This window comes from Pantoea sp. S-LA4, from assembly GCF_054482835.1.
Genome location: NZ_JBTLRC010000002.1, coordinates 1,687,596 through 1,712,039, shown reverse-complemented (window position 1 = coordinate 1,712,039; position 24,444 = coordinate 1,687,596). Strand labels below are relative to the sequence as shown.

Here is a 24,444-nt window from a genome sequence, read left to right as displayed (position 1 = left end):
GCCAATTGACAGGGCAATCGGGTCGCCTTACTACTTTGCACAGCAGTGCAAAATAAAAGCGCGTCCAGGCGCTATCCTCGCCCTCAAGGAGAACACCATGCGTTACTCATCTCTGTTCGCTGCGGTTATCGTCAGTTGTCCGGCTCTGCCGTTTGCGGCTGCCGCGGCTGGCAATCTCAACATGGTCTGTTCGGCGGATGTGGTGGTCTGTGAGCAGATGACCCGCCTGTTCAGCCAGTCTCATCCCGATATCCATCTCAGCATGGTGCGGCTGTCAGCCGGAGAAGCTTATGCGCGTATTCGCAGTGAGGCGCGTAATCCCCGTACCGATATCTGGTGGGCGGGCACCGGCGATCCGCACATGCAGGCGGCGGAAGAGGGATTAACCCAGCCCTACAAATCACCGCTGCTCGACCAGCAGCAGACGTGGTCGCAAAAAGTGGCGGAGATCTCCGGCTATCGCACCGTGGGCGTCTATGCCGGTGCGCTGGGCTGGGGTTACAACACTAAGCTGCTGGCGGAGAAAAAGCTGAAGGTGCCCGCCTGCTGGGCCGATCTGCTCGATCCGGGCTTTAAAGGGGAAATCCAGATTGCTAATCCTAACTCCTCCGGCACCGCCTATAACACCCTGGCGACGCTGGTGCAGATCATGGGCGAAGACAAGGCCTTTGATTACCTGAAAAAGCTCAACGCCAACGTTTCGCAATACACCAAATCGGGGTCGGCACCGGTAAAAGCCGCCGCCCGCGGTGAAACCACGCTCGGCATCGTCTTTATGCATGATGCGGTGGCGATGGAAGTGGATGGCTTCCCGATTAAACCGGTCGCGCCCTGTGAAGGCACCGGCTATGAGATTGGATCGATGTCGATCATCAAAGGGGCGCGTAATCTGGCGAACGCCAAAAGCTGGTACGACTGGGCGCTGAGCGCTGAGGCGCAGTCGCACATGAAAGAAGCGAAATCGTTCCAGCTGCCGTCGAACCGCAAGGCGGAGATCTCGGAATATGCGCCGCGCTTTGAGAACATCAAACTGATCGATTATGACTTCAAAACCTACGGGGATTCGGCGAAACGCAAAGCGCTGCTCGGACGCTGGGATAAAGAGATCGGTGCCAGCGCGCAGTAATGCTGTTTTTCGTCCGGCGATGCGAAGCCGGATACCTGCAGAACCGCGGTGGCGCAAGCCTGGTGTCCGCATCAGATCGAGGTGATTCATGAATGCGCACAATCGTCGCTTAACCGGCGCGTTAATGGCCGGTGCGGCTGCCCTGATGCTGTTGCCCTGGTACAGCCTGGAGCAGGGCTTTTTCTCGGGACACTGGCTGGTGTCGCTGTGGCGTGATGAGAACAGCGCGCCGGCGCTGTGGCAACTGATGCAGCATGGCTGGCTGGCTATTGCCGTGGCGCTGTGGCTGCTTGCTGCTGCCTGCGTATTTCTGCCACCCGGGCGCAGCCGCAGCGGCTTACTGTCACTGTTCAGCGTCTGCGGCATTCTGTTCCTGGTAGTGGAAGGCCATGCTATCGGGTTTAGCGGCTGGAACTGGCTGTGGCTGGAGAACCTCGCTGGCCCGCTGGAACAGGGGCAGCCGGCGATGGGTGCGGGCGCGCTACTGCTGCTGACGGTGTTTCTGCTGATTTTTTCCTTTGCGCTGGCCGAACGCGGCGTGCTGAAAGGTGATGCCTTTGTGGTGGCGGCGATTGTGCTGCTGGTGGCGCTGGTAACCACCTTTGTGCTCTATCCGGTCCTCAGCCTGTTTGTCGCCTCGGTGCAGGATATTGATGGCAGCTTTAAGCCTGACGGGCTGATCGCTAATCTGCAGGACCCGGCTATCTGGAGCGTCGCCTGTGTGACCGGCGGCACCTGCGGCACGGCGTGGCGCACGCTGGGCCTGGCGCTGATGACCGCCAGCGGCTCCACATTACTGGGACTGGCGTTTGCGCTGGCGGCGACCCGGACCTCGCTGCCGTGTAAAAAAGCGCTGCGGATGCTGACTATTCTGCCGATCATTACGCCGCCGTTCGTCATCGGCCTGGCGCTGATCCTGCTGTTTGGTCGTTCCGGCGTGGTCACCACCTCGCTGGCGACGCTGCTTGGCGTTGAGCCTGGCCGCTGGCTGTATGGCCTCACCGGGATCTGGCTTGCTCAGGTGTTGTCCTTTACCCCGATTGCGTTTCTGGTGCTGATTGGCGTGGTTGAAGGGGTCAGCCCGTCGCTGGAAGAGGCGTCTCAGACCCTGCGTGCCAGCCGCTGGCGCACCTTTTCCCGCATCTCTCTGCCGCTGATGGCGCCCGGACTGGCCAACGCCTTTCTGATCAGCTTTATCGAAAGCATGGCGGATTTCGGCAACCCGATGGTGCTGGGCGGCAGTCACGGTGTGCTGTCGACCGAAATCTTCTTCTCGGTGGTTGGGGCGCAGAACGATCCGAGCCGTGCCGCAGTGCTGGCGATGATCCTGCTGGGCTTCACCCTGACGGCGTTTCTGCTGCAGCGCGTCTGGCTGTCGGGGAAAAGTTTCGCCACCGTGACCGGCAAAGGCGACGGCGGCCGTCATGTGCTGCTGCCGCGCCCGGTGCGCTACAGCGTCTATGGCATGGTGATCCCGTGGGGCCTGTTCACGCTGGTGATTTACGGCATGATCATGATTGGCGGCTTTGTGCAGTCGTGGGGACTGAACAACGCGCTGACGCTGGATCACTATATCCGCGCCTTCAGCGTCAGCCTGAATCAGGGGCAACTGGTCTGGAGCGGCGTCGCCTGGAACTCTTTCTGGACCACGCTGGAGATCGCCCTGATTGCCGCGCCGCTTACCGCGGTGGTGGGGTTGCTGACTGCCTGGCTGATTGTGCGGCAGAAATTCGCCGGGCGGCAGACCTTTGAGTTCATGCTGATGCTGAGCTTTGCCATTCCGGGCACCGTCATCGGTGTGAGCTATGTGATGGCCTATAACCTGCCGCCGCTGGAGATCACCGGCACCGCGATGATCCTGATCGCCTGCTTTGTGTTCCGTAACATGCCGGTCGGAGTGCGGGGCGGCATTGCGGCGATGAGCCAGCTCGATAAAAGCCTGGATGAAGCCTCTCTGACGCTGGGTGCCAACAGTTTCCGGACCTTACGTAAAGTGGTGCTGCCGCTGCTCAAACCGGCGATCAGCGCGGCGCTGGTTTATGCCTTTGTGCGCGCCATTACCTCGATCAGTGCGGTGATTTTTCTGGTCAGCGCGCAATACAACATGGCGACCTCTTACATTGTCGGGCTGGTGGAGAATGGCGAGTATGGCGTCGCCATTGCCTACTCGTCGGTACTGATCGTGGTGATGTTAGCCATTATCGGGCTGTTCCAGCTGCTGGTGGGTGAACGCCGCCTGCGCCGTGCCAGTCAATCTGCGGCCGTTGCCGCACCTGTTCCCACTCTGACTCAGGAGAGAGCCGTATGACCCCCATCCATGCTGGATCGGTCGTTTTTGAACATGTCGCGAAACGCTTTGATGGCTTTACGGCACTGCCGGATCTTTCATTAACCGTGGAGCCAGGCACGCTGGTGACGCTGCTGGGGCCGTCCGGCTGTGGCAAAACCACCACGCTGCGGCTGCTGGCCGGGCTGGAGCATCCCACCTCGGGCCGTATTCTGATCGGCGGTAAAGATGTCACCCAGTTGCCGGCCAATGAACGCGACGTGGCGATGGTGTTTCAGTCCTACGCGCTGTTTCCTCATATGAACGCGCTCGACAATATCCTCTACGGGCTGCAGTCGTCGGGAATGAACAAGCGGGAGGCGCAGGATCGGGCGCGGGAAGGGTTGAAGCTGGTCGGGCTGGAAAGTCAGGGGCAGCGTCTGCCGTCTGAACTTTCCGGCGGACAACAGCAGCGTATTGCGGTGGCCCGCGCGCTGGTGCTGGAACCGCAGGTGCTGCTGCTGGATGAGCCGCTGTCGAATCTGGACGAGCGTTTACGGCGTCGGGTGCGGACGGATATTCGCGATCTGCAGCAGCGGCTGGGTTTTACCGCGGTCTATGTGACGCACGATCAGGAAGAGGCGCTGGCGGTCTCCGATAAAATTATTGTCATGAAAGAGGGCGATATTGCTCAGCAGGGCGCGCCGGAAACCCTTTACCATTCGCCCAACTCGGTGTTTATCGCTGACTTTATGGGCGAAGCCAATATTCTGCCGTGCGACATTGAACAGGCGGAAGCCGGTGAGGCGCTGGTTCGGGTCGGCAATCAGCGATTCCGGCTGCGCGATGCCGGAGCCACCATCGGCAGCGGTCAGCTGGCGGTTCGGCCGCAGTTTATCACGCTGTCCGGCGACGGGCAGGGCGCGCTACAGGGGGAAGTAATTCACAGCACCTGGCTGGGCGACCATATCGAATATGAAGTCACCACCGAGCTGGGGTCGCTGTTTATCATCGATCCTCACATGGAGCAGCGCCTGCCGCTTGCCGCCCGGGTTGGCGTTAATTTTAAGCCGCAAGGGCTGGCCCTGATTGCCCGCTAATCTGCTTAACCGCAAGGAGTCACAATGGAACTGCACGATGAAATGATGTCGCGTCTGGCGCTGGCTGAGACGGTCGCCCGCGCGGGCGGTGCCACGGCGTTATCCTACTTTTCCCGCCGCGACACGCTGGTGGTGGAAACCAAATATGATCTGCAGGATGTGGTGTCGATTGCCGATCGCGACGTAGAGCAGATGATCGCCGCCGCCATCCGAGAGGCATTCCCGGAGGATGGCTTTCTCGGTGAGGAAACGGGCCTGCAGGCGGGCCGGAGCGTCTATACCTGGGTAGTCGATCCGATCGATGGCACCAGCCCGTTTCTTAATGGGATGCCAAACTGGTGTGTATCGGTTGCCGTGCTGCGGGACGACGTGCCGATTATCGGGGTGATTTATGCTCCGACCTTTGATGAATGCTATGTGGCGGCGCTGGGCGAGGGCGCAACGCTTAATGGCCGTCGGTTGCAGGTTGATCCGGCACGCACCCTACAGAATCACGTCACGGGCTTTGGTGCCAACAGCTACGTCAGCCCACAGCAGGTTGGGGAGATTGTGGCGGCCTTGCTGACAGCGGGCGGTAACTTTATCCGCATCGGCTCAGGCGCCCTGATGCTGGCATGGGTGGCGGCTGGTCGGGTAGTGGGCTACTACGAACCTTATATGCACGCCTGGGATTGTCTGGCCGGTTACTGTCTGGTGAAAGAGGCGGGCGGTTGGGTGCATCCGTTCAACACCGACGGCGATCGCATCACCAAAGGGGCACAGGTGCTGGCGGTGGCTCCCGGTGCTGAAGCGGATTTGCGTCGCATCGCCGGCTTGTGACCCTGTCACGACGCTCAGGTCGGTACAGCCACCTCAGCGTCGTGATCTTTATCCCTTCAGCGTTTTGGTCAGGTAGTGGCGCTGCATACCGGTTTGCGGAAAGTCGGGCAGGGAGATCTGCTGCTGATAACCCTGTTTCAGATAAAACGGCAGCGCCTGAAAACTGAAGGTATCCACCAGCGCCTGCTGACATCCGTAAGTTATCGCCTGCTGTTCTGCTGCCCGCAGTAAAGCACTGCCCAGACCGGTGCCGCGCAGCGTATCGTCCACCCACAGATAATCGATACAGAGCCAGTTCCCCTTGCGCGAGGCCATTACGCCGCCGCGCAACTTACCGTCCGCGTCATGATCAAATACCGCCAGCGGTCCGTGGTTTTCACTGCCGATAAACTGCCGGTTGAAACTGCCGAGCCCGGCGAATAACGCCTCCCGGTCTTTGTCCTCTGGCTGCTGCGTCACGGTAAAAGTCGCGCTTAGTGTCATGATTTTCCTCCTGTCGTGCTACTTCACTGGGGTGCATATCCGCAACAGAGGATAATAAATCACTTATCCCCTGATGGGTATAAAATGATAATTATCCCTTATTGGGGATAATGAGCTAATTATCCTCTTTCGGGGATAATCGGAATGCGCTATGCTGATCGTCTGCCGACTTCGGAGGAACAGACACGATGATATACAGTCCGCTGCAGCTGGCTAACCGGCTGAAACTTATCCGTCAGCGTAATGGCTGGACCCAGAGCGAGCTGGCAAAAAAGGTGGGTCTGAAACAGGCGACCATTTCGCATTTTGAAAATGCGCCGGACAACACCTCGCTGGCGACGCTGTTTAAGCTGTTACAGTCGCTGGAGCTGAGCCTGGAGGTGCAGGAGAAAACGGTCGCCGCACCACCGCCGCTCAATGACGAGGATGACTGGTAATGCAGAAGCTGATTGCGTGGATGAACGGCGAGCGGGTTGGGGTGCTGACGCGTCAGCGCAATGGCGCGCACGAATTTCAGTACGATAAAGCGTGGCTGAGCAATCCGCTCGCCAGGCCGCTGTCGCTCTCAATGCCGCTGCAGGTTCCGGTCATCACCTCCCACGCGGTAATTAACTTTTTCGATAACCTGCTGCCGGATAGCCCGTTGATTCGTGACCGGATTGTGGCGCGCTACCAGATAAAATCCCGTCAGCCGTTTGATCTGTTGCAGGAAGTGGGACGTGATAGCGTCGGTGCGACCATGCTGTTGCCGCCGGAGATGCCGCTGCCGCCGTTACAGGTGCGTTACGAGCTGCTGGATGAGGCACGACTGGAGAGTGTGCTGTCAGCCTATCAGTCCGACATTCCGCTTGGGATGCTGCGCGAAGAGACTGACTTCCGGATTTCGGTAGCGGGCGCGCAGGAGAAAACCGCCCTGCTGCACACTGAGCAGGGCTGGAGTATTCCTGCCGGGGCCACGCCGACGTCGCACATCATCAAACTGCCAATTGGCGAAATTAAGCAGCCGGCGGCGACGCTGGATATGCGCGAAAGCGTAGAAAATGAGTATCTCTGCCTGGCGCTGGCCAGAGCGCTGGGGCTTAACGTTCCGCAGGCCTCCATTATCCGTGCTGGCGCGATGCGGGCGCTGGCGGTGGAGCGCTTCGATCGCCGCTGGTCACGCGACAGAACCCGGCTGATACGGCTGCCGCAGGAGGATTTCTGTCAGGCGCTGGGGCTGCCATCTTCCACCAAATATGAATCGGACGGCGGGCCGGGCATCGCGGAGATCATGCAGTTGCTGATGGGATCGAGTAATGCGATAGAGGATCGTTATCACTTCATGATGTTCCAGGTGTTTCAGTGGCTGATAGGGGCAACGGATGGTCACGCAAAGAACTTCTCGCTGTTTATTGAGCGCGGCGGCAGCTACCGGCTGACGCCCTTTTACGACGTGATTTCCGCCTATCCGGTGCTGGGCGGCACCGGCCTGAATAAGCGCGCGCTGAAGCTGGCGATGGGGCTGCGGGCCAGTAAGGGTAAAAAAACCGAGATCGATAAGATATTCCCGCGTCACTTTTTCGCTACGGCAAAAAGCGTCAATTTTGATAGCGGCAGCCTGCAACAGATTTTTGACTTCTTTATCCGGGCTTTTCCGCCAGCGGTGATCGCGGTGCGGGATGCGCTGCCCGCAGGATTTCCGCAACATATCGCCGATGCCATCTTCAGCCACTCGCTGATTATGCTGGAGCGGTTACGGCAGAAAGATTGATCGCGGCGGCAACAGGGCGGTCCGGAACCCCATAGACTGATTCTTTTTCCCGTTAGCCTGGAGCCTGTTATGCACACCGATACTGTCATGCACACTGATCGTTACGCTCTGGAAGTCATTGCGCCACCGCCGACCTTTCCTGACGCGGTAAGCCACGTCATGGCGGATGAAACCCTGCATCGCCGGCTGGCGGCGATAGTTCAGCGCATGAAACAGCATCAGATTGCGCACCTGATCATCTATGCCGATAAAGAGCACGGCAGCAACTTTGAGTATCTGGCGGGCTTTATTCCGCGCTTCGAAGAGGCGCTGCTGGTGGTTAATCAGCAGGGCGAACTGGCCTACATCATGGGCAACGAAAACCTCAAACTGGTGCCGTTTGCCCGTAATCCGGGCCGCTGTCTGCACGCGGCGCTGTTTTCGCTGCCCAATCAGCCGATGAGCGGTGAACCGTCGCTCTCCCGCTTGCTGAGCCAGGCGGGAATTGTGCCCGACAGGCGTACCGGGCTGGTGGGCTGGAAGTTGTTTAGCAGCCAGCAGCCAGCGATGTTCGATTTACCACACTTTATCTGTGCGGCAGCGGCTGAAGCGGCGGGCGGCATGGCACATCTGGTGAACGCGACCGGGTTATTTATCTCACCCGATGAGGGCGCGCGCTGCATTAACAGCGCCGATGAGGTGGCCTTTTACGAAGCGGGAGCGAATCGGGCTTCCACTGCCATGCTAACGGCACTGGATAGCGTAGCGCCAGGCATCAGCGAGAAACGCATTGGCGCGCTGCTGAACCGCGATGGCCAGCCTCACAGCGTGATGACCATTGCGGCTACCGGCGATCGCTTTGCAAACGCGCAGCTTTATCCATCGGATAAACAGATTGCGACGGGGGATAAGCTGTCGTTAACCGTCGGCTACAAAGGCGGGCTGACCAGCCGCGCCGCCTATGTGGTCAGCCAGGCTTCAGAGTTACCCTGTCACGTTGCAGACTGGCTGACCCGGCTGGCGATCCCCTATTATCATGCGGTGGTCAGCTGGCTGGAGCAGTTACGCATCGGCATCACCGGTGGCGAACTCTATGGGTTAATCGAGGCGGTACTCCCCAAAGCGCAGTATGGCTGGCACCTTAATCCGGGGCATCTGGTGGCTGACGAAGAGTGGCTCAGTTCACCGGTTTCGCCCGGTTCAGCCATTCCCCTGAAGAGCGGCATGTTGCTGCAGATCGATATCATTCCTTCGGTGGCCGGTTACGGCGGCTGCAGTATTGAGGATACCGTTGGTCTGGCGGACGCGGCACTGCGTGCTCAACTGGCGGCTGAATTTCCGGCGGTCTGGCAACGGATGATGCAACGCAAAACTTACCTGAGTGAGGTATTGCGGCTGAAGCTCTCCGATGAGGTGATTTTACTCTCTAACACGGTGGGTTATCTGCGGCCGTTTTTGCTGGATCAGCACCGCGCGCTGGTGCGGCAACCGATCAGCGACGGGGTTTAAAAAAACGTGGTCGGCTGTTAAGTTAATAGCCTGTTAACCCCGGATAAAGGTCAGGAGCCGTAATGTCCGATATTGTGCATTTCCCGCTATTTGTTGCCTCCATTTTACTGCTCTGTATTACGCCAGGCCCCGATCTGGCCTATGTAGTGGGACAAAGCGTCGCCAGGGGACGATGTTCCGGTATCCTGTCAGCCGCCGGGGTTGCACTGGGCAGTTGTACCCATGCCGTGGCCAGTGCGCTGGGGCTGACTGCGCTGATTGCCGCCTCGCCGCTGCTGTTCACGCTGATCAAGTATCTCGGTGCGGCCTACCTGATCTACCTGGGGGCCAGAATGATTGGGTCAACCTTTATTACATCCGCAGCAGCGGAGATCACGCCGCCGCGCGCGCAGCCGGGCACCCGCTTACTGCTGCTGCGCGGTTTCATCACCTCAATCACCAATCCCAAAGTGCTGTTGTTTTTTATCGCCTTCTTCCCGCAGTTTGTGGTGGCTGGAAGTGAGCATCACGCCAGTGCCTTCCTGTTGCTGGGGATGACCTATGCGCTGGTCGGCCTGATGACCGACGTGATGTTTGCGCTGCTGGCGGGCGGGGCCGCAGGCGCGGTGGCGAACAATAAGAGGTTACAGAAAGTGCTGGATCGGCTGGTCGGAGCCACTTTTATCGGCCTTGGGATCCGTCTGGCGCTGACCCGTCGCTGAGTCGAATCTGGTGCTGCCGGCCCGGTCAGCCGCAGCCTGAACCGGCCAGGGAAGGCCGGTAATAATTTGTATAATTTAACTGAGAGTAAAAGCCGCGCGCTTCTGTCAGGATACGCGCCACAGAAGTATTTCGGTCCTCTCATTCGATGAAATGGTTTACCAAAAACGCGGTTTTGTTTGCCTGCAAAACCTCCCTGGCCGCGTTTATCGCGTTATCTGTTGCTCTGATTCTTAACTTTGAAAAACCAGCCTGGGCGCTGACCACCGTATTTGTCACCTCTCAGCTTTATGCCGCCTCGACCGTCTCGAAATCGCTGTTTCGTCTGATGGGAACCGTGCTCGGCGGCGTCTTTATCCTGTTGATCTACCCGGAAACGGTGCAGTCGCCGCTGCTGTTCAGCCTGTGCGTCTCGCTGTGGGTGACCTTTTGCCTTTATCTGTCGCTACATGACCGCACGCCGAAAAGCTACGTCTTTATGCTGGCCGGTTACAGCGCGGCGATCATGGGCTTCCCGGAGGTAAACACGCCGTCGGCTATCGTGAATACGGTGATTTCCCGTATTGAGGAGATCACCCTTGGCATCCTGTGCAGCACCCTGGTTCACCGGCTGGTTTTTCCGGTATCGATGCACCATTTACTCGGGCAGAGCGTCGACCACTGGTTTCAGAATGCGCGTAAATTGTGTGATGAACTGGTCAGCGGCATGGCGAAGAATAAGTCTCTGGAGCGCGAGGATATTCTGATCCAGATGGCGGGCTATCCGCTGAATGTCGAAACGCTGCTGACACACTGCGTGTATGAAGGAGAGGCGGCGCGTAATGTTATCCGTCTGGTCAGCGTACAGTATCAGCATCTGACCTATCTGCTGCCGACGCTGACGGCGATCGAATCGCGGCTCGGGGTGCTGGCAGAACTGAATATCCGCTTTCCGCTCTGCGTCACTTCGGTGTTCCAGCAATTTCTGCTGTGGCTTAATCACGATCGGGTCAACGATATTGAAGGGCTGCGTAACGCCATCGCAGAAGGACAGGCGACGCTGGAACGTGACTGGCAGGCGGGAAACCTGGCGACCGAAGAGAGCCTGCTGCTGATTGGCTTGCTGGAGCGGCTGGCGAACTTTGTTCGTATTGCGGATGCTTATCAGAACGTCAGCGCCCGTGCCGGCGATCTCTACAGTCATGGCGATGGGGCGGCGATCAGGAATATCCGCGAGCATCGTCATATTGATAATGGGCTGCTGATCCTGTCGGTGCTGACGGCTTTTCTGGCGACCTTTCTCTCCAGCCTGTTCTGGATTGGCAGCGGCTGGGCGGATGGGGCGAATGCGCCGCTGATGGCCGCGATTATCAGCTCGTTTTTTGCCAGCGTGGATTCACCGGTGACGCCGATGAAACTGTTCGTTAAAGGGGTGGTGATTGCGCTGGTGGTCAGCCTGTTTTATATCGCCTTTCTGATCCCGCAGGCCAACACGCTGCAGGCATTGATGATTTGTCTGCTGCCGGGGCTGATGCTGCTGAGCCTGGTAATCGCTAATCCGGCCACTAACCTGATTGGACTGAGCGTGGCGATCCAGATACCGGGCTTTATCGGGCTGAGTCATCACTACGTGCCGGATCTGATCGTCACCCTGAATGCAGCTATCTCGTCGATGGTGGGCATTATGTTTGCGGTGGTGCTGACGGCGCTGATCCGTAACAAGCGGCCCTCGTGGATTGCCCGACGCGCGGTGCTGCGCGGACTACGTGACCTGCTGAGTTTTATTAAAAAAGTTGAACGTAATTCGGCCACGCTGCTGTCGCGGCAACAGTTTATTGCCCGGATGCTGGACCGGGTGAACGTTATTCTGCCGCGTAAACGGCTCGATCCGGTACCGGACATTGTGGTGGGTGGCTATCTGATTAGCGAAACCTGGCTGGGTGCCAACTGTTATGACTATTATGCCCGCTATCGTGAGGTATTAGAGGCACACCGTCTCGACAGCGGCCAGATGTTTCACGAGCTGGGACTCTATCTGAAGCGCAAAATGAAGTCGCTTCAGCTGCTGCCGCATCCGGATCTGCTGGAGGAGCTGGATCTGTTGCTGCTGCGGCTGGAGACCATCGCGCGGCAGGAGAGAGCGGCGGTGGCACCGCTGGTTCACCTGTTTAACATTCGTGTCTCGCTGTTCCCGCAACAGCGCTGGCCGGGCTGATCGTGTTATAAAAGTCGGCGAAAAGCACCGCTAACCCGAGGACGTATAACCCGATGTCACCGCAACCACAAACGCTGCCGAAACAGCCGAATCCCTGGCGCCTGGCGGGAAGTGAGAAGGGTGATCGCCAGTGTGTGCGGCGGGTCCGTCTGGAGACCGGCACGCAGCGTCATTCGAGGTCCGAAACCCTGGATCGCTGTCGGTAGCCGAACGGGTCAGCTTGCGTGGCGTAAAGCCTCAGAGTATACGGCTGGTGGAAGCTGAACTGGAAAGCCAGCCGCAGGTTTATCGCAGCAAAGATCCAGAGGATGGCCGCGCGCAGCGGATTGCGTTAACTCCACTGGCGGAAGTCGGCGCGGGCAGCCTGGCACAGGCGATTAGCCATCAACTGAACCTCACGCAGGAAGCGCGGCTCATTGTTCAGGCGGAAGGAGAGCGTCTCGCTGAAGTCATTAGAAATGTGCTATTTTAGTTACATCATACATAAGGCATATCTAATAATTATCTATCTGACATTGTACCTGTCTGTTTTTGTCGATCAGTTAGAGAGGCCGAACCAGGCGGTAATTCCGTGTGTAAGGTTAGCTCGCTGAACGCGGCACAAACCTTGTAAAGCAAACGTGAACAGCGACGATAACGAGCTAAAAGAGCAGGGTGCAGGCAACGAAAACAGTGCCGAATCCGTAAAGCTGTCAGGCGGATAAGGGCGGCTGCAGCTGGTAAATCCAGGCGGTTAGCTGCTGATTGTTCTCTGTTTTTACCGTGACCTCAACCCGATCGTAGCCGTCTTCAAATTCATCCAGCATCGGCCAATGCGCGTCGAGTTGCTCGGAGATAAACAGATAGCCCGGCACGGGTGCCGCCTGATCATCAAGGATAATGCCGGGGAAATCCGCTGCCGCACCCCAGCCACGCGGGTAGAAAATGCCGGTTACCGAACCGGCCAGCCATTCGCCGCCAATATTTTCCAGCAGATGCGCATTCTCGCGGCCAGGACAAAGCGTGCCATAAACAAATAAGCGTTTCATGTTTCCTCATCGGGAGTGAAAGCCGAAGCCGGAAACTGTAACCTGGCTGAAAGCCGTTGTCATGCAGGCCGGGTGCATTTCAGCGTTCACCATCAGGTGAGGTTTCAGTCAGTGATAAAATGGCGCGCTGTGATAAATTCTGCGGCCCATGAGCCACATAGCAGGCGCAGAATTTACGTAGCGTTGTCAAAAATGGGGTGTCTGACCGTGCGTTTTATGGCGATCGACTGCTAAGCGAGTAAGACCATTGGCTTTGAGCGCCGCCAGTGGCATAGATAATTTTCAGCGGCACGGGAGCGGCAAAACCCGATACAGTGCGCATGAGCTGGCCGAAAGAGAGCTGCGAAGCGCGTATTATCTGGCAGCACGGCTACAACCGGCAACGACGTCACGCCGTTTGAAATGAATGATGCTGGTCGCCGAACAAAGTTGCCGTTGCAGAAGAAGGTTTGTCGTAAGGCAAATCCGGCAGGATGTGTTGAAACAAAGGATGATGCTACAAGGCGTATTGATCGGGAAGTTCGTCGAAGAGAACGTTGTAGCGAATAAGACGGTAGCGAATAAATTTGGCAGCGCAGTACAGCGAAAAAAACAGCTGTCGTGGAGGCAGGCAGTTTATGCAGGGAACGCAGAATGAGAATCAGGTGTTAAAGGTGTATGGGCGTCGGATGAGTATGGGGCCAGGCGGCCATTCTGATAACGGAGGAAACCAATGCGGATTCATGCTGAAAGCACAGTAAACAGCAAAATCAAGCGATGTCCGGGCATCATAATCGGAGGGTTATCTAAGGGCGCATAATGTATATTATGTTAAATTTAAGGCGTACTTGTATTATGTCCACATTCAGTCCGTCTTACCTCTGGCAGGCTTTTGTGCTCTGGCTGATAAACATATCCCCTGACCTACCTGCGCCAATCCTTAGGCTAGTAGTTTAAGGTACAGATCATAATTTTCCGTATCAAAGCAGACTAAGTTAACCTTCCCGATTTTGCTGTTCTCAGCGATGCAATGTTTAATGACCTCTAAGGCAATCTCCGCAGCACGTTCTTTAGGGAAACCATAAATTCCTGTGCTGATGTTGGGAAACGAAACCGTTTTGATGCCATGCTGGTCGACGAGTTTAAAACAACTCAGGTAAGCACTTCTCAACAGCGCATCTTCGTCATGTTGTCCATCGCTCCAGCGCGGGCCAACGGTATGGATGACGTAATCAGTGGGCAAATTGCCTGCACCGGTAATTACCGCTTCACCGACTTTGCATCCACCCTGACGATTGCGGATTGCCTGACACTCAACCAGAATCGTCGGTCCGCCTGCGCGGTGGATTGCGCCATCAACGCCACCACCACCCAATAACGAAGTATTGGCCGCATTGACAATTGCTTCTGCCGCGACTTTAGTAATATCACCCTGAATTACGGTTATTTTATTCATCATATTCCACGATTTTTAACTTAAGTGATTGGCTCGTGCCACACTGACTGTGTGTGCTTCGCCGCCTTCAGCGGAAGATCTGTTGTCTCCTGATGTTAGGGAGAATTTTCATCAAAGCGTGATTATTGCTGACTATATATGATTCACTAAAGGATAGAACAGTCGTTCGCAATCCTGCAGAGAAATTGGTGAGGCTATTTAGCTATTCATCGAGAATGTCTGCTCGCTGCCCTGATTATTGCGCAGCATGGTTCCCCCTGAAACTGCTGTATAACCACGCACAAAGAAAATGCCAGTCAACTGGCTGCGATTTATAAAGGAAAGAAAAGAATCCGGGCGGCATCCTCACCGCCCGGCGCCCTTATTTCAGATGCGATCGCAGCGCTTCACCGGCCTGGTTGATGGCCGTTCTGACGGTGGGTTCCTGGCTCAGTGCGTTCAGCAAACCGTAATCATGGATCATGCCGTTATAGCGTGTCACGGTAACCGGCACGCCTGCCGCATCCAGTTTCCGGCCAAAGGCTTCACCCTCATCACGTAACACATCCAGCTCAGCGGTCTGAATCAGTGTTGGCGGCAATCCTTTCAGCTGCCCGGTGGTTGCACGCAGCGGCGATGCCAGGATGTTATTACGATCTTTCTCTGATGTGGTGTAGTTATCCCAGAACCACTTCATCATATTCTTCGTCAGGAAATGTCCGTCGGCAAACTGATCATAAGAAGCGGTATCAAAACGCGCGTCAGTAACCGGCCACAGCATCACATCATAACGAATGGCTGGGGTTTTAAACTGCTTCGCCTGCAAGGCAACGGCAGCCACCATATTTCCGCCGACGCTGTTACCGACCAGCGCCAGACGTTTACCGTCCACGCCAATTTCAGCGCCATGTTCGGCCACCCATTTAGTAGCTTCATAAGCCTGCGTAATCGCCACCGGGAAATGTGCTTCTGGCGACGGGTCATAATTAACAAATACGGCTGCCGCGCCGGATGCATTCACCATGTCACGGACCAGACGTTCATGGGTCGGGAAATCACCCAGTACCCAGCCACCGCCGTGGAAGAACATAAACACCGGCAACGTCGCGCTGGCATTCTCAGGTTTTACGATGGTCAGCGTCAGTGGCTTGCCCAGTACCGTAATGATTTTTTGTGAAACCTCTGCCGGCGGCAGTTCAGCGCCCTTTTGTGCCCCGGTCAGTACCGCACGGGCCTCTTTGACGGAGAGCTGCTCAATCGGCTTGCCGCCTCCGCTGTTGAGCGCCGTCAGAAAAGCGGCGACGCCAGCGGTCGGTTGCGGGCTATTTTCAGTGGGTGCTGCAAAAGCGGTACTCATCTGGCTGGCTAATAACAGTGCGCTGGCGGTCAGTTTCATGTTCATTATGGCTTTCCTTTAATTTGCTATTAAATAGTGTGCTATCTGGTTGACGCAACAATGCCACGCCGCAATTTGATTGTAAACTATTAGATAGCGCACTATTTAAAAGGCAAGTTTACCCTGCACATCATTTTCGTCGTTTATAGCGTAGTCTGCCGCCATCTGTGTCGATTACCCACCATTTTCACCCTTCCAGGGAGCAAGAAATAAATAAAAAAAAAGCCATCCGGCTCGCTTTTCTTACTGTATGGCGGATGAAGACCGCACTTTGTCAGATGATTGTTAGTTGAAAGAGTAAATGCATGATGTAACTAAAATCACTTATGACCACAATTTCTGACCGCTCCACCTCAGAAATTTCACATTTTCCGCCGCAAAATATCGCTTTGCGGTTATCCACCCTACTATTGCTGCAAATAAACCCCGTCAATAAAGGAAACATTGATGAAAACCTCACATGCTTTGATCGCAACTGTACTTCTGGCCACTGGCATTTCTGCTTCTGCTGTTGCTGCACAACCCGCGGCGGCTAAAAATCCGTTAAGCGTCCACGTCCTGAACCTGCAAACCGGCCAGCCGACCGCTGGCATTGAAGTGGAACTGGATCAGAAACAGCAGGATAACTGGGTGAAACTGGCCACTGGCGTCACCGACAATAATGGTCGCATCAGCGCCCTGTTCCCGCAGGATAAAATGGCCAGCGCTGGCAGCTATCGCGTCGTGTTCAAAACCGGTGACTTCTATAAGAAGAACAACCAGAAAACGTTCTTCCCGGAGATCCCGGTTGAGTTCAACATGGATGCCAACGGCGAGCACTACCACATTCCGTTGCTGCTGAGCCCGTTCGGTTACTCGACCTATCGCGGTAACTAAGATTCTGAATGAATCCGGCGCGCCTGCGTGCCGGATTGCCCTTCTCCCGCGACCCGCCGCAGAGCCAGTCAATAAACACCCGCAACCGATGCGTAACGTGTCGATTCTGAGGATAGACCAGATGAAACGGATAACCCGCTGGTCGCCAGTCAGGCAAAATTTCCACCATCTCACCCTGCTGTAAAAACGCCCCAAGGCGTTTGTCGATGGCGGCATGGCGCAGGTATGATCGTCAGCCCGCAAATAACCGCAAAGTTCGGCGCAGTTCGCCGGTTCTCTGCGGTTATTCGCCTTATCTCACCGCTTAGTCTGTCATCTGCGGCCCGACTCAACGCGGCAAAAATCCACCGCCAACCCGCGCGCTGACATAAAATGTCACCTTGCGCCGCACCCGATCCGCCCAATCGCCCGCTATAGTTATTCCCTGTCACGTTAGTCATAAAACCATGGAGATAACATGAGCCAACTTTTTTCACCTGTCTCACTGGGCGAACTTACCCTGGATAACCGCATTGTGATTGCACCGATGTGCCAGTATTCAGCCGATTCCGGCAACGCGTCTGCCTGGCACCGTATTCACCTTGGTCAGCTGGCCTTTTCCGGTGCCGGCTTGTTGATTATTGAAGCCACCGCCGTCGAAGATATCGGCCGTATCTCTCCCGGCGATTTAGGACTGTGGAACGATGACAATGAAGCGGCGCTGAAATCCGTGCTGGAGGATGTGCGCCGTTACTCCTCAATTCCGATTGGCATTCAGCTGGGACACGCCGGACGCAAAGCGTCATGCGCGGTGCCGTGGGAAGGCGGCAAACAGATAGCGCCTGATGCCCCCGAGGGCTGGCAAACCGTCGCGCCTTCAGCGCTGAGCTACAGCGAAAATGAAGCCAGACCGCTGGCGATGGATCGTGATGCGCTGGAGCGGGTTAAACAAGCCTTTGTCGACAGCGCCCGTCGGGCAGTGAAACTGGGCATAGAGCTGATTGAGGTACACGGCGCACACGGCTATCTGCTGCATCAGTTCCTCTCACCGCTGTCGAACCAGCGCAGCGATGAGTATGGCGGCTCACTGGAAAACCGGATGCGCTTCCCGCTGGAAGTGTTCCAGGCGGTGCGTGATGCGGTACCGGCGTCAATTCCGGTCGGCGTGCGCATCTCGGCAACAGATTGGGTAGAGGGCGGCTGGGAAGTGAATCAGTCGATCGCGTTCTCCCGCGAGCTGGAAGCGCGCAACTGCGCCTATATTCACGTCTCCAGCGGTGGCCTGTCGGAGAAGCAAAAAATCAGCGTCGGCCCGAATTACCAGGTGCCGTTTGCCCGCGATATCCGTGAGCAGGTCTCGATTCCGGTGATTGCGGTCGGCCTGATTACGGAGCCCCAGCAGGCGGAAGATCTGCTGCAACAGGGCGAAGCCGATCTGGTGGCGCTGGCGCGCGGTATTCTCTACGATCCACGCTGGCCGTGGCACGCAGCGGCTGCGCTGGACGGTAAAGTCCGGGTTCCGCCACAGTATCTGCGTTCAGAACCGCACGATGTTAAAGGCATTCTGACCCGCGACGAATAAGCTCATCGGCAGGCCGCGTCGCTGCGGCCTGCCAGCCTGACGGCGTACTAAAGAATACCCTTCAGCCGCAGATGCTGCAGCAGCATGATGGTTTTGGCATCCATGATTTCACCGTCCGTAATCGCCTGCAGCGCCTGGTCAAAATCCATCTCCAGTACCTCAATATCCTCGCCCTCTTCTGCGATACCGCCGCCTTCACCGCTGCGCTGCTGATCTGCATATTCAGCAATAAAGAAATAGAGCTTTTCCGTGACCGATCCGGGGCTCATAAAGGCTTCAAACACCTTCTCCACCCGCGTGACGCGAAAACCGGTCTCCTCTTCGGCTTCGGCGACAATGCGCGCCTCCGGCGAGGCGTTATCCAGTAACCCCGCCGCCGCTTCAATCAGAAAGCCGTGGTGACCGTTAAGGTAGATGGGGAAACGGAACTGTCGCGTCAGCACGACCCGTTTTTTTTCACGGTTATACAGCAGGACCACCGCACCGTTGCCCCGATCATAGGCTTCCCGGCTCTGCTCCTGCCACTGCCCATCACGTCGCAACAGCGAAAAGGTGTATTTCTTCAGGGTGTACCAGTTATCGGATAGCAACTGCTTGCTGATGATGCGCACTCGGTCAGAACTCTGCTGCATGATGATCTCCTCGATGGGTGGACAGCAGTCAAGCTATCATGCACAATCGTGCAATATCAAGAAAAAACAGGCAACCATAACTATGCTCTCGGGACAACGTAAACAGGCGATCCTCGCCCTGCTTGCCAGCGAAAAACAGGTGCAGTCGGGCGATCTCAGCCAGCGGTTTGGCGTCTCGGAAGATTCCGTTCGCCGGGATTTGCGGGAGCTGGCAGCCGAAGGATTGCTGCAGCGGGTTCATGGCGGCGCTCTGCCGGTTTCAGCGGCTCTGGCGGGTTTTGAAACACGCAAAAGCGTGCAAACTGATTCGAAACGCGCCATTGCGCAGAAAGCGGTAGCGCTGATTCAGCCGGGACAGATCGTCCTGATCGATGGGGGGACCACCAGCGCGGAACTGGTACGGCTGCTGCCCGCCACGCTGGATTTCACCGCCGTGACCCACAGCCCCAGCGTGGCGCTGACGCTGGCCGACCATCCGCGCGTCGAAGTGATTCTGATCGGCGGCCAACTCTATAAGCACTCGGTGGTGGCGGTCGGCGCAGCGATGCTGGAGTCGATCAACCGCATCAATGCCGACCTGTTTTTTATGGGTGTCACCGGTGTGCATCCGGCGGCAGGCTTTACCACCGGCAACTTTGAAGAGGCCACGGTAAAACGCGCGCTCGCTGGCCGGGCAGCGGAAACCGTGGTGATGGCCTCAGCGGAGAAGCTCAACTCCGCCTCCGCCTTTGCAATTGGCGATCTCTCGCTGGCCAGCACGCTGGTGGTCGATACGCCGCCGGGCGAGCCGCTGCAGCAGGCGCTGACTGCCCACGGCGTCACCCTTATCTGAGGGCGTAGCAGGCCTGCAAGGCCAGATGCGGCGCGGTGAGCGGTCGCTGGCCAACAGCAAACCGCTGCGCCACCGGCGTCATGGAACTTTGCGCAAGCGCCACCTGACCTGCTCCCTGTTGATAAGCCTGCTCTGCCGCGTCCGCAATCAGAGCAAAATAACGCGCATTATCCCCGGCTTTGAAGGCGGCCCAGGCACCGGCCACCAGCCGGACTTCAACCTCGCCGCCAGCCCGGTAAAACAGTGCCCGCGTCGCTTCAAGCGTCGATTCCGCTGCACAGAGCGCCACCGAGGGACCCTTATAACGCTGCAGCGCCTCGGCCAGCATTTTATCGCTGCGCAGCACCCAACCAGGCTGACCGGCAACGGCAAAGTCATCGGCGACCGGTGCCAGGGTTGAGCAGGTCATCACTATTGCCTCCATCTGCGGCAGCAAAGCCTCAATCAGCCGGGCAATCCGGGCGCGTAATTCCACGCTCATCCCGCCGCTACGCTCCGCCTCCGCCAGCCATTCCGGCATCACCAGATGGTTAAGCGGACGCGCAGTCACGCCCAGCGAGGCGGCAGCGTCATCGAAAATGGCGATATTACTGGCCGCAGTATGAAGACAGAGCAGATTCATGGTTCTCTCCGGGCAAGGCTAGCGGTGAGTTAAGTAAGCAGCTTACAGACTTACCGCGTTTGTTCGCCTTGTCCAGCGCCTGAGGCGATCCGCTGACGTAAAAAGTCGATAAAGCCCCGTACCTTCTCCGGAACGTGACGTGTATCCGGGTAGACGGCATAGATGCCCTGCATCGGAAAGGTGTAGTCCGGCTGAACATCACCACCAGCCAGGCCAGACGCCCATAGTCCGCTGGTCTAGCGTGCTGTTTACGCTGCAGGGTGAACAGCTGCTGTGGCGGCACCTGCACGAGACGCGCCAGCCAGAGTAGTCAGGGTTGCCAGGCGGCGTGCTGCAACACCACCCGATAGCCATCGGCATCAACAAAGGTTATTCCCTGCCGATCCCAGTACGGATTGAAGGCCGGCCGCCGCTGGAATCCCGCCTGATCCATCCGCTTACAGTGGGTCAGCCACTCTTCTCTGGCTGGAATATAGAGCACCAGCAGGTCGTCGTCGGAAACCTGCGGCGTCAGCGGATGCGCATCACAGCGGGTAAATTCCAGATGCCAGTTTAAATCGACCCGACCCAGCATCACGCCGCTGAATCCCTGATGCTGTTCAAACGCGCCAATCGGGCTGAGCGCCAGTCCGTGACAATACATCCTGCTGCTTAGGTTCAGATCGGCCACCGGCCGCGCGATACGCAGGTGTTGAATATTCATCGCTTTCTCTCCTCAGGGTTTACTGTTATTTATCACAGCATCCCGATCTCCCCGTTACGCCGGGTGCGCAACCCTATCCTACAGAGGCTGAAAATGTTGCAGAGTGAACGATTGCTGTTACGGCCGGTGCGGCCAGAAGATGAAGCCGATCTGTTTCGGATTTATGGCGATCCCGCCACCAACACCTTTAATCCGGCTGGCCCGATGCGCGATCGCCAGCAGGCCCATAGCGAGCTGCGTAACTGGCTACAGGGCTGGCAGGATGACGGCTTCGGCCGCTGGGCGATTGCCCGTCAGGCGCAGCCCGATCACCCGATCGGTTTTGGCGGGCTGAGCCTGCACCTGCTGGATGAGCACCGGATGAATAATCTGGGGTACCGCTTTGAAACCGCCGCCTGGGGCCAGGGATACGCCACGGAGTTTGCCCGCTTCACGGTCGATTATGGGTTTACCGTGCTGGGGCTAAGCACGATTGAAGCGCGGGTCAGAGAGCATCATCAGGCGTCGATTAAGGTGCTGGAGAAAGCCGGCCTGCACTATGTCAGTGAGATTCAGGATGTCACCGGTGCTCCGCCGAGCCGCCTTTATGCCCTGTCACAGGCTGAGTGGCTGGCCCGGCGCTAATCCAGGCGCAATTTTTTCCAATATTCCCCTGGCCGGTTAGTGATGAACTCGGGTTTTCTTCCAACAGATAACAGGAAACTCCGATGCTGACCCGAACGCTTTACGTGACTTCACTCTCAGGCGGTGAAGCATGATGCCCTTTTCGAATGGTTTTCTGCTGAGCCTGTCGCTCTGTCTGGATATCGGTATCGCTAACATCGCGATGATCACCCTGGCGATGCAGCGTGGCTATTTCCAGGGGTTCTGGCTGGGGATCGGCACCTGTATCGGCGATCTGTTTTATGCTCTGCTGGCGCTCTCCGGCCTGGCGGTGCTGCTGCAGTTTACTCCGGTACGCTGGGTGCTGTGGCTGGGCGGCAGTGCGATGCTGCTGTGGTTTGCGGTGAAAATGGCGATGGCTGCATGGCAACCCGCCGCGCAGATTGCCTTTGAAAAAGCCGCGCCGCCGCGCCCGCTGCGACAGGAATTTTCCCGTGGCGTGCTGCTGGCGATCTCCTCGCCCAGTGCGATTTTGTGGTTTGCCACCGTTGGCGGCGCGCTGATTTCCCGCATCGGTCAGCAGAGCACTGGCACTTCCGTCGCCTTTCTCAGCGGTTTTTTTATTGCCGGCGTGATCTGGACCGGCGTTCTGTGCCTGGTCGGGCATCTGGGCGGCCGGGCGCTGGGTCAGCGCTTACTGAAATATTGCGCCATCGCCTCGGCCATCATCTTCAGCTATTTCGCGATTATCGTGATCGTCTCTGGCTATCGGGAATTTATGCTGCGCTGACCGGTCTGTTGCGCGTAGTCGTGCGGCGTCACGCCCATCACTTTCCGAAACGCATTGATGAAATGGCTCTGATCGTAAAAGCCGAGTTCCAGCGCCGCCTCCAGCGGATGCACCCGATTGCGCAGCAGCTGACGGGCGCGATGCAGCCGCAGCTGCATGTGATATTGCAGCGGTGGCAGACCGGTATGGCGGGTAAAACAGCGCACCAGATGATACTTGCTGACGCCCGCCTGACTGGCCAGATCGTCCAGCGAAGGTTTGATCTCAGGCGTCGCCAGCAGCGCTTCTTTAACCCGGGCCACCAGCCGATGCTCCGTCCGGTCGGCGGGCTGTTCGGGTTGCAGCAGTTCGCCACACAGCGACAGCAGCCGCTGTTGCTGATCCGCCAGGTCATCGTCGCGGCTCGCCCCGGCGAAGGCACACAAGGCGCTAAACAGACGAGGTTCATCCAGCACGCCTTCACGCAACGCCGGAGCCTGATGGTGGCTGGTGAGGTTGTGCTGTGTGGCAAGGTTTTGCAGTAGCGCCTGCGGCAGATGCACGCTGATGAAGTTCACCTCCTGATGATCAAAGCGTGAGGCCTGCAGCGTGGCCGGATTATAAAGCGTGACCTGCCCGGCCTTCACCTCGGCGGTTTTGCCCGCCAGCCAGATCTGCTCAACGCCGGTCAGGTTAGCGCTGATCACATACTCGTCGTGCAGATGACGTGGAAACAGGGCGTCGCGGGCGCTGACCTGCGAGCATTCAATGCCGTTGAAACTGAACCAGGCCGAGGAGTGTAACGCCACGCTGTCGATCCTTTTGCAAGCGGATGTTTCTATCACGATGATTCATCACACCATTTTGCCGTGGCGAATGCAATTGCCGCCGCGCGCTGCATAACTCACGCCATCCCGAATCATTGCCGTTACCGCCCACAGCGCTAAACGCACACCGCCAGATGTCATCTACACTTTGTCGACGTTCACCCGGCAATGCACTGCGCATTGCCCCGCAATAAAAGGATGACAGCATGACTGAACACGCCAGCCAGAATCACGCATGGTTACTGGCTTCTCGCCCGCATGGCGAGCCGACCAAAGAGAATTTTCGCTATGTGGCGCAGCCCATCCCGGAACTGAAAGAAGGCGAAGTGCTGCTGCGCACCGTCTATCTTTCGCTCGACCCCTACATGCGTGGCCGGATGGATGAGGGAAAATCTTACGCCGCGCCCGCCGAGCTGGATCAGCCGATGGTCGGCGGTACCGTCTGTCAGGTCGCCGACTCAAAAAACAGTGACTTTAAGAGCGGTGACTGGGTGCTGGCGCAAAGCGGCTGGCAGGAATATGCCGTCTCGGATGGCAAAGAGATCGCGAAGCTGGGCAATGACCTGCCACATCCGTCATGGGCGCTGGGCATTCTCGGGATGCCGGGCTTTACCGCCTACATGGGGCTGATGGATATCGGTCAGCCGAAAACGGGCGAAACCCTGGTCGTCGCGGCGGCCACCGGACCGGTCGGCGCAACCGTTGGCCAGTTGGGTAAACAGCAGGGCTGCCGGGTTGTGGGTGTCGCAGGCGGAGAAGAGAAATGCCGTTACGCGGTGGAAACGCTGGGCTTTGATGCCTGTCTCGATCACCACAGCGCCGATTTTGAACAGCAGCTGAAAAATGCCTGCCCGGATGGCATTGATATCTACTTCGAAAACGTTGGCGGTAAGGTGTTTGATGCGGTGTTCCCGCTGCTGAATACCGCGGCGCGCGTGCCGGTCTGTGGTCTGGTTTCCGCCTACAGCCAGCGCGAGCTGCCGGCTGGCCCGGACAGAACCTCGCTGATCATGGCGGGTATCCTGAAACGCCGCATTCGTATGCAGGGCTTTATCATCTTCCAGGATTACGGTGACCGCTATCCGGAGTTCCTTGAAGCGATGCGTCCGCTGGTGGAGAGTAAAAAGATCCACTATCGCGAGCATATGATTGAAGGGCTGGAGAATGCGCCACAGGCGTTTATCGATATGCTGAACGGCAAAAACTTCGGTAAGACCGTGGTGAAAGTCGCGTCATGAGGTAAAGCGTGCAGCGTC

At 57.3% G+C, this 24,444-nt stretch carries 24 protein-coding genes and 1 pseudogene; 16 read left to right on the top strand and 9 right to left on the bottom strand.

The genetic code is table 11. The features are described from left to right. Positions 1–97 precede the first annotated feature (97 nt). From ACX3P5_RS08880 to ACX3P5_RS08865, 4 genes are all read left to right on the top strand, one after another. A complete protein-coding gene (locus tag ACX3P5_RS08880; protein WP_233984281.1) occupies positions 98–1,126 on the top strand; it encodes an ABC transporter substrate-binding protein in 1,029 nt (342 codons plus the stop codon). An 88-nt stretch (positions 1,127–1,214) separates the two neighbouring features. Continuing rightward, positions 1,215–3,434, top strand: a complete 2,220-nt coding sequence (locus ACX3P5_RS08875) for an ABC transporter permease (protein ID WP_458968590.1) — start codon at positions 1,215–1,217, stop codon at positions 3,432–3,434. Continuing rightward, positions 3,431–4,492: an ABC transporter ATP-binding protein gene (locus ACX3P5_RS08870; protein WP_233984283.1), complete on the top strand. Its 1,062-nt coding sequence runs from the start codon at positions 3,431–3,433 to the stop codon at positions 4,490–4,492. The genes ACX3P5_RS08875 and ACX3P5_RS08870 overlap by 4 nt, the downstream gene beginning before the upstream one ends. A gap of 24 nt (positions 4,493–4,516) precedes the next feature. Continuing rightward, complete coding sequence (locus ACX3P5_RS08865; protein WP_458968589.1) at positions 4,517–5,311, top strand: inositol monophosphatase family protein; 795 nt, start codon at positions 4,517–4,519, stop codon at positions 5,309–5,311. A 48-nt stretch (positions 5,312–5,359) separates the two neighbouring features. Here ACX3P5_RS08865 and ACX3P5_RS08860 read toward each other — a convergent pair whose 3' ends face one another. Further along, complete coding sequence (locus ACX3P5_RS08860; protein ID WP_336755236.1) at positions 5,360–5,794, bottom strand: GNAT family N-acetyltransferase; 435 nt, start codon at positions 5,792–5,794, stop codon at positions 5,360–5,362. A gap of 188 nt (positions 5,795–5,982) precedes the next feature. Here ACX3P5_RS08860 and hipB point away from each other — a divergent pair, with 188 nt between their 5' ends. From hipB to ACX3P5_RS08830, 6 genes are all read left to right on the top strand, one after another. Next, positions 5,983–6,231 (top strand): type II toxin-antitoxin system antitoxin HipB, encoded by a 249-nt coding sequence (gene hipB, locus ACX3P5_RS08855; protein ID WP_458968588.1) that lies wholly within the window; start codon positions 5,983–5,985, stop codon positions 6,229–6,231. Beyond that, positions 6,231–7,544 (top strand): type II toxin-antitoxin system HipA family toxin, encoded by a 1,314-nt coding sequence (locus ACX3P5_RS08850; RefSeq protein ID WP_233984287.1) that lies wholly within the window; start codon positions 6,231–6,233, stop codon positions 7,542–7,544. Before hipB ends, ACX3P5_RS08850 begins: the two co-directional genes overlap by 1 nt. 87 nt (positions 7,545–7,631) lie before the next feature. Beyond that, complete coding sequence (locus ACX3P5_RS08845; RefSeq protein WP_458969176.1) at positions 7,632–9,032, top strand: M24 family metallopeptidase; 1,401 nt, start codon at positions 7,632–7,634, stop codon at positions 9,030–9,032. Positions 9,033–9,094: 62 nt separating this feature from the next. Beyond that, a complete protein-coding gene (locus tag ACX3P5_RS08840; protein WP_458968587.1) occupies positions 9,095–9,733 on the top strand; it encodes a LysE family translocator in 639 nt (212 codons plus the stop codon). A gap of 146 nt (positions 9,734–9,879) precedes the next feature. Continuing rightward, positions 9,880–11,925 carry an FUSC family protein gene (locus tag ACX3P5_RS08835; RefSeq protein WP_458968586.1) on the top strand — a complete coding sequence of 682 codons (2,046 nt, stop codon included), beginning with the start codon at positions 9,880–9,882 and terminating at the stop codon, positions 11,923–11,925. A gap of 220 nt (positions 11,926–12,145) precedes the next feature. Next, positions 12,146–12,397, top strand: coding sequence for a hypothetical protein (locus tag ACX3P5_RS08830; RefSeq protein WP_458968585.1), 252 nt, complete (start codon positions 12,146–12,148; stop codon positions 12,395–12,397). 220 nt (positions 12,398–12,617) lie between these two features. On the opposite strand, the gene ACX3P5_RS08825 is transcribed toward ACX3P5_RS08830, so the two are convergent. The 3 genes from ACX3P5_RS08825 to ACX3P5_RS08815 form a co-directional block, all read right to left on the bottom strand. After that, positions 12,618–12,953 (bottom strand): gamma-glutamylcyclotransferase family protein, encoded by a 336-nt coding sequence (locus ACX3P5_RS08825; protein WP_233984291.1) that lies wholly within the window; start codon positions 12,951–12,953, stop codon positions 12,618–12,620. Positions 12,954–13,872: 919 nt separating this feature from the next. Continuing rightward, positions 13,873–14,388 (bottom strand): O-acetyl-ADP-ribose deacetylase, encoded by a 516-nt coding sequence (locus ACX3P5_RS08820; RefSeq protein WP_458968584.1) that lies wholly within the window; start codon positions 14,386–14,388, stop codon positions 13,873–13,875. Between the two features lie 361 nt (positions 14,389–14,749). Continuing rightward, positions 14,750–15,769 carry an alpha/beta hydrolase gene (locus ACX3P5_RS08815; RefSeq protein WP_233984294.1) on the bottom strand — a complete coding sequence of 340 codons (1,020 nt, stop codon included), beginning with the start codon at positions 15,767–15,769 and terminating at the stop codon, positions 14,750–14,752. A gap of 441 nt (positions 15,770–16,210) precedes the next feature. Here ACX3P5_RS08815 and uraH point away from each other — a divergent pair, with 441 nt between their 5' ends. Further along, positions 16,211–16,639 (top strand): hydroxyisourate hydrolase, encoded by a 429-nt coding sequence (gene uraH, locus ACX3P5_RS08810; RefSeq protein WP_233984295.1) that lies wholly within the window; start codon positions 16,211–16,213, stop codon positions 16,637–16,639. Here uraH and ACX3P5_RS08805 read toward each other — a convergent pair. Continuing rightward, a pseudogene (locus ACX3P5_RS08805) lies at positions 16,636–16,835 on the bottom strand (hypothetical protein); the annotation flags it as partial. The gene uraH and the pseudogene ACX3P5_RS08805 sit on opposite strands and share 4 nt — an antisense overlap. Positions 16,836–17,096: 261 nt before the next feature. On the opposite strand from ACX3P5_RS08805, the gene ACX3P5_RS08800 reads away from it, so the two are divergent. Continuing rightward, positions 17,097–18,200, top strand: a complete 1,104-nt coding sequence (locus tag ACX3P5_RS08800; protein WP_233984296.1) for an NADH:flavin oxidoreductase/NADH oxidase — start codon at positions 17,097–17,099, stop codon at positions 18,198–18,200. A 47-nt stretch (positions 18,201–18,247) separates the two neighbouring features. On the opposite strand, the gene ACX3P5_RS08795 is transcribed toward ACX3P5_RS08800, so the two are convergent. After that, positions 18,248–18,832, bottom strand: coding sequence for an NUDIX domain-containing protein (locus ACX3P5_RS08795; protein ID WP_458968583.1), 585 nt, complete (start codon positions 18,830–18,832; stop codon positions 18,248–18,250). An 82-nt stretch (positions 18,833–18,914) separates the two neighbouring features. Here ACX3P5_RS08795 and ACX3P5_RS08790 point away from each other — a divergent pair, with 82 nt between their 5' ends. Continuing rightward, complete coding sequence (locus tag ACX3P5_RS08790; RefSeq protein ID WP_233984298.1) at positions 18,915–19,664, top strand: DeoR/GlpR family DNA-binding transcription regulator; 750 nt, start codon at positions 18,915–18,917, stop codon at positions 19,662–19,664. Here the strand turns inward: ACX3P5_RS08790 and ACX3P5_RS08785 are convergent. After that, the gene (locus ACX3P5_RS08785; protein ID WP_458968582.1) at positions 19,657–20,286 is read right to left on the bottom strand and encodes a glutamate racemase; all 630 of its coding nucleotides are present in this window, start codon (positions 20,284–20,286) and stop codon (positions 19,657–19,659) included. The two genes, ACX3P5_RS08790 and ACX3P5_RS08785, sit on opposite strands and share 8 nt — an antisense overlap. Before the next feature lie 310 nt (positions 20,287–20,596). Next, positions 20,597–20,989, bottom strand: a complete 393-nt coding sequence (locus ACX3P5_RS08780; protein ID WP_336755227.1) for a VOC family protein — start codon at positions 20,987–20,989, stop codon at positions 20,597–20,599. A 93-nt stretch (positions 20,990–21,082) separates the two neighbouring features. Here ACX3P5_RS08780 and ACX3P5_RS08775 point away from each other — a divergent pair, with 93 nt between their 5' ends. Then, positions 21,083–21,613, top strand: coding sequence for a GNAT family N-acetyltransferase (locus ACX3P5_RS08775; RefSeq protein ID WP_458968581.1), 531 nt, complete (start codon positions 21,083–21,085; stop codon positions 21,611–21,613). A gap of 130 nt (positions 21,614–21,743) precedes the next feature. Then, positions 21,744–22,382 (top strand): LysE family translocator, encoded by a 639-nt coding sequence (locus ACX3P5_RS08770; RefSeq protein ID WP_458968580.1) that lies wholly within the window; start codon positions 21,744–21,746, stop codon positions 22,380–22,382. On the opposite strand, the gene ACX3P5_RS08765 is transcribed toward ACX3P5_RS08770, so the two are convergent. Beyond that, the gene (locus tag ACX3P5_RS08765) at positions 22,358–23,170 is read right to left on the bottom strand and encodes an AraC family transcriptional regulator (protein ID WP_458968579.1); all 813 of its coding nucleotides are present in this window, start codon (positions 23,168–23,170) and stop codon (positions 22,358–22,360) included. The two genes, ACX3P5_RS08770 and ACX3P5_RS08765, sit on opposite strands and share 25 nt — an antisense overlap. A 224-nt stretch (positions 23,171–23,394) precedes the next feature. Between ACX3P5_RS08765 and ACX3P5_RS08760 the strand changes: the two genes are divergently transcribed. Beyond that, positions 23,395–24,426 carry an NADP-dependent oxidoreductase gene (locus tag ACX3P5_RS08760; RefSeq protein WP_458968578.1) on the top strand — a complete coding sequence of 344 codons (1,032 nt, stop codon included), beginning with the start codon at positions 23,395–23,397 and terminating at the stop codon, positions 24,424–24,426. The last annotated feature ends 18 nt before the right edge of the window (positions 24,427–24,444 follow it).